Raw genomic sequence first — 4,463 nt, forward strand, 5'->3', positions numbered from 1 at the left:
GGTGATGGCTTGCTCATGCGGACCGTCTAACCGCATGGATTCACAATGTGAATCCTCGACAATCAGAGTTCTGCAACAACGCCGTCTCACTGCTGGATGCGGCGTGGCTAACATTCGCGGCGAAGATGCCAGTATGCCTTCAGGTAGCCGACCTATCTTTCTGATGTGTTTACAGTGTGTAAATCCTTTGTAGGCTAAACCAAAGCACCATCGCTCAAACTTGAGGGCGATGATTGGCTGCAGTTAAGTTTCCGCAAAGTTGTTACGACGGTCGAAGGGAACCTGATGATACTTTCAGTATGTGGCAGGATGGGTTCCATTGTCAGGTTTCTGATATTGGTCGTTGCCTGCCTCGCAGCACCGGCTCGTCTCGAGGCACAGCCGGTTGAGGGGTGGGCGACGCTCATTTCGGCTGGCGATTGCAGCACGACGACCGCCTATAACCCTGGTTTCTACCAGACTGTACCGGGATGCCAGGAATATGCCAATGATCTCTATGAGAACTGGGATCCGCTCGGCACCGAACCCGGTGCGGCCGACCTCCTGAGCTGCGACGCCGGGTATGATGGCACGTGGTATTATCAGAAGTGGGTGATGCGCAATGCCTGGACCGTTGCCGCTGCGCATCGCTACTACATCGAACTCGAGATCGACCAACAGATCGGCGGCGACACGGCCCCGGACATCTATTTCGAGCTGGCCCCAAAGCCCGAGTTGATCGGAACTGCCTGGGTTGCGGCAGGCGACGATTCCGTTCTGGTTTATCAGCAGACGGACAACCTGCACGGTGCACCTAATCCGTTGAACTCAGACAAGGTACTGGGCCCGGGCAGTACCGCCTATGACACACAAATCACGATTGGTACGGCCAATGTCTATGCCCGCGTAAATAACGGCAATCTTGAAGTGGCGTTCCTCGAAAGCGCCATCGACGCCATCGACGGATCCGCCGACAAGCAGCCCTATGTCGCGTTGCGATGCTGGGCGGCGCAGACCACCTCTATCCCCGGATCGACCTTGCCCGCGCATGACTTCTACACACAGAGCGATTTCACTGGCTTCCGGATCGACAACAACATGGGCGTGAACACCGGTGAATGGCCGCGTGTCGGCGCGGTGAGCACCAGCCTCGAGGCAGACCGGGGCGATGCGCCGCTGACCAACACCAGCTATGGCGATCCTCAGCACCTCGTCGTACCCAATATCTATCTCGGTGCCACTCCGCCCGACATCGACGTTGCCAGCGTTGGCAACGTGGATGCCACCGGCGATGACGCAAGCGGTGTGGACGACGAGGACGGGGTAACTCTGCCGGTGCTCTACGCAGGCGGCTTGGCCGAAATCACCGTGACGGTGAATGAGCTGATTTCCGGCGTCTCCTATCTCCAGGCTTGGATGGATTTCGGCGGCGACGGCAGCTTTGCCAACCCCGGCGACCAGATCGCCGCCGACCTTCAGGATGGCGGACCGCTTGACAAAGATGGCCTGGCCAATGGCACGATCCTCTTTGACGTCACTGTCCCGGCCTCGCCGACGGTGGGCAATACGTTCGCACGTTTTCGGTGGTCCACCGTCGCGGGCGTGACCAACAGCGCCCCGGTGGGCGATGGCGAGGTCGAGGATTACCAGATCAGCTTTTCCTATGATCCGCCGATCTTGACCTGTTCGTCCGGGCTCTACCAGGTGGCGGGCGCACCGTCGGTGATGAAGAAGATGGAGTTCACCAACACCGGGTCTGGCTACAGCCTGTCCCATCAGAACGTCGGGATCGGTGCGGCGCAAACCTTGGATGGTAGTTGGGGCTACAACGCTGTCGATGGTTACGCCTATGGCCTGCGCGACGGCACGCTCGAGTTGTGGCAGTTGGATGGGGCAGGCGAGTTCTATTTCGTGACCAACATCCCCGCCACGGCCGCTGTCGGCACCAGCGCGGGCGACGTCCTGCCGAACGGCGTCATGCTTTATCCCAAAAATGCGACCCGGATGCAACTGGTCGATATCAGCGTTCCGGCTACACCCACGGACGCCGGCGATCTGGTCCTGACCACTGCCGTCAGCCCGTCTGACATGGCTTATAACGACCTTGACGGGATGATCTACGGAATCGATGGTGCGACGAGCCAACTGTTTCGGCTGTCGGCCAATAATGGCACGGCTGGTACGGTCATTCCGGTTCTGTTCGGTCCCGCCACCTATACCGGCACCTACGGGGCGATTTGGTTTGATCAAGGCGGCCGCCTTTACGTCTATAATACCGGCACGAACGCGGTCTACCTCGTTGATCTGGTGACAGGAGAGCCAACTCTCCTTGCCACATCGACAAATGATGAAGGCGGGTTCAACGACGGCATGGCCTGTCGGGGTTTCTCGCCCATCCCGTTCGGTTCGATCACCGGCGAGCTTTATGTTGATCAGAACGCCAACGACGCCAAAGACGCGGGCGAGCAGAAGCTGGGTGCCGGGATCACCCTCCAGCTCTACAACGACAATGGCACGCCCGGAAACCTGACAGACGACACCTTCGTAATGAATACCGAAACGGATTCCGCCGGCAGCTTTCGCTTCGCCAATGTCTCAGCCGCCTTCACCTACCGAATCGACGTGGACCTGACCGACCCAGAGATTCCGGCCTACATGTCGATCGGCACCCTGCATCCGCTTACTGGCATCTCAGTCGCCGCAAATGCCACGACACCGGCGCAGGATTTTGGCTTTGACAGTCTGACTGCCGACCTTTCCATCACAAAGACCGCACGGCGCACGGATGGCACTGCCGCAACCGACACCACCGAGGGCGAAGCGATCGACTGGGTGGTGACAGTAACCAATGCCGGCCCGGCGGGGGTGTCCGGCGTTCAAGTTCGCGACCAGCTGCCCAGCGGGTTTTCCTATGTCAGCGACGACGCGACGGGCAACTATACCGCGAATAACGGCCTCTGGCAGGTCGGGGCGCTGGCGGCGGGCGCCAGCCGAACGCTCACCATCCGCACCCAGACGTTGGCCACCGGCGACCGGACCAATCTTGCCGAGGTTGTCCTCAGTTCGGCGCTCGACCCCGACTCCGATCCCGCCGCGAGCAGTAACGTCGACGATCTCGGGGATGGTATCGCCGACGACGACGAAGCTCAGGTCACGTTGCCACTCGCCGCAAGCGCAGGCGCGGCCACGCTTTCGGGCCAGTTGATCCTCGATATCGGCAGCGGTCTTGGCGGCGTCGCGCATGACGGCCTGCGCAATGGAACAGAGGCCGGAGTCTCGGTGGGCCGCATCGAGATCGTCGATGGCGCGGACGTGGTTCTGGCTCCGATCGCCCCCGACGCCTTGGGCAACTGGTCCACATCGCTTCCCGCTGGCTACACCGGGCCGGTCACTGTGCGGGCCCTGCCACCGTCGGGCTATCTGACCATCAGCGAAAACCCCGGTACGCCGCCGGCCTTGTCGAACCCCGACACCACCGATGGCAGCTTCACCTTCACGCCCGATGCCGCGCAATCCTATGGCGGCCTCGACATCGGCATCATACCGGTGCCGCGGCTGGACGAGGATCAGGCCACCACGATCCGGCCAGGTCAGATTGCAATGCTGCCGCACCGCTATGTCGCGGGCTCCGATGGAACGGTGAGTTATTCAATTCCAGATGCCGCGCAGGCATCTGACCGCGGCTTCGTCCCTGCGCTCTTTCTCGATGCGGGATGTGATGGGTCTCCGGATGGCGTGGTGAGCGGACCCATTGCGGTGCAAGGCGGCGAACATGTCTGCCTGCTCCTGCGCGTCTCCAGTTCCTCCGGACTGTCGTCGGGTGCGGAGGCCGTGGTGACCTTGCTGGCCGAGACACAATTTTCCGGAACGACGGTGACCCATTCGAGCCGAAGTGTGGACAAGATCACCATCGGTTCTGTCTCGGCTTTGGTCCTGTCGAAAACGGTCGAGAACATCACCCAGGGCACCGGCGAAGGCACGGCCAATGCCGGCCGCCCGGGAGACCGGCTTCTCTATCGTATCTATTTCAGCAACAGGGGTGCGGAGCGCTTGACCGGAGTCGTCATTTACGATCGAACCCCTCCTTACACTGCTCTGTCCGCCCCGGTCACGACGCCCCGGGTTTCCAGCGGGCTGACCTGCACATTGACCGAACCGGCAACCAACAACTCGGGTTTCGCCGGGCCGCTCAGATGGGAATGCGCCGGTCCGCTCGAAGCCGGCGCGGGAGGTGATGTGGACTTCGAAGTACTCATTCAGTAGCAGAAGCGAAACGCGGAACGTGCTATCTCCATTCGCGTCCGGTGGGTCTTTCGGACTGTAGGCGTTCGCAGATGAATTATCGACGAAGTAGACCGCCAACGTTTTTTTCCGTCGGTACTCGGGTGGTTCTGAAATGATGGGCGTTGTTGCGTAACTCACGCCTGAGACATGATGCCCCCTTTCCCCGCCGTCATCAGTCCACGCGGACGATCTCGGCCGTT

The 4,463-nt window shown here is 60.7% G+C and carries 1 protein-coding gene; it reads left to right on the forward strand.

Features of this window, described 5'->3' with window-relative positions; translation table 11 throughout:
• Window positions 1-309: 309 nt before the first annotated feature.
• The gene (locus PMES_RS15975; RefSeq protein WP_159966722.1) at window positions 310-4,242 is read left to right on the forward strand and encodes a DUF11 domain-containing protein; all 3,933 of its coding nucleotides are present in this window, start codon (window positions 310-312) and stop codon (window positions 4,240-4,242) included.
• Window positions 4,243-4,463 lie beyond the last annotated feature (221 nt).

The organism is Profundibacterium mesophilum KAUST100406-0324 (assembly GCF_009835145.1).
Taxonomy (GTDB): Bacteria; Pseudomonadota; Alphaproteobacteria; order Rhodobacterales; family Rhodobacteraceae; genus Profundibacterium; species Profundibacterium mesophilum.

Coding starts and splice junctions, on each gene's coding strand:
- PMES_RS15975 (WP_159966722.1), top strand. CDS start 310: ATGGGTTCCATTGTCAGGTTTCTGATATTGGTCGTTGCCTGCCTCGCA.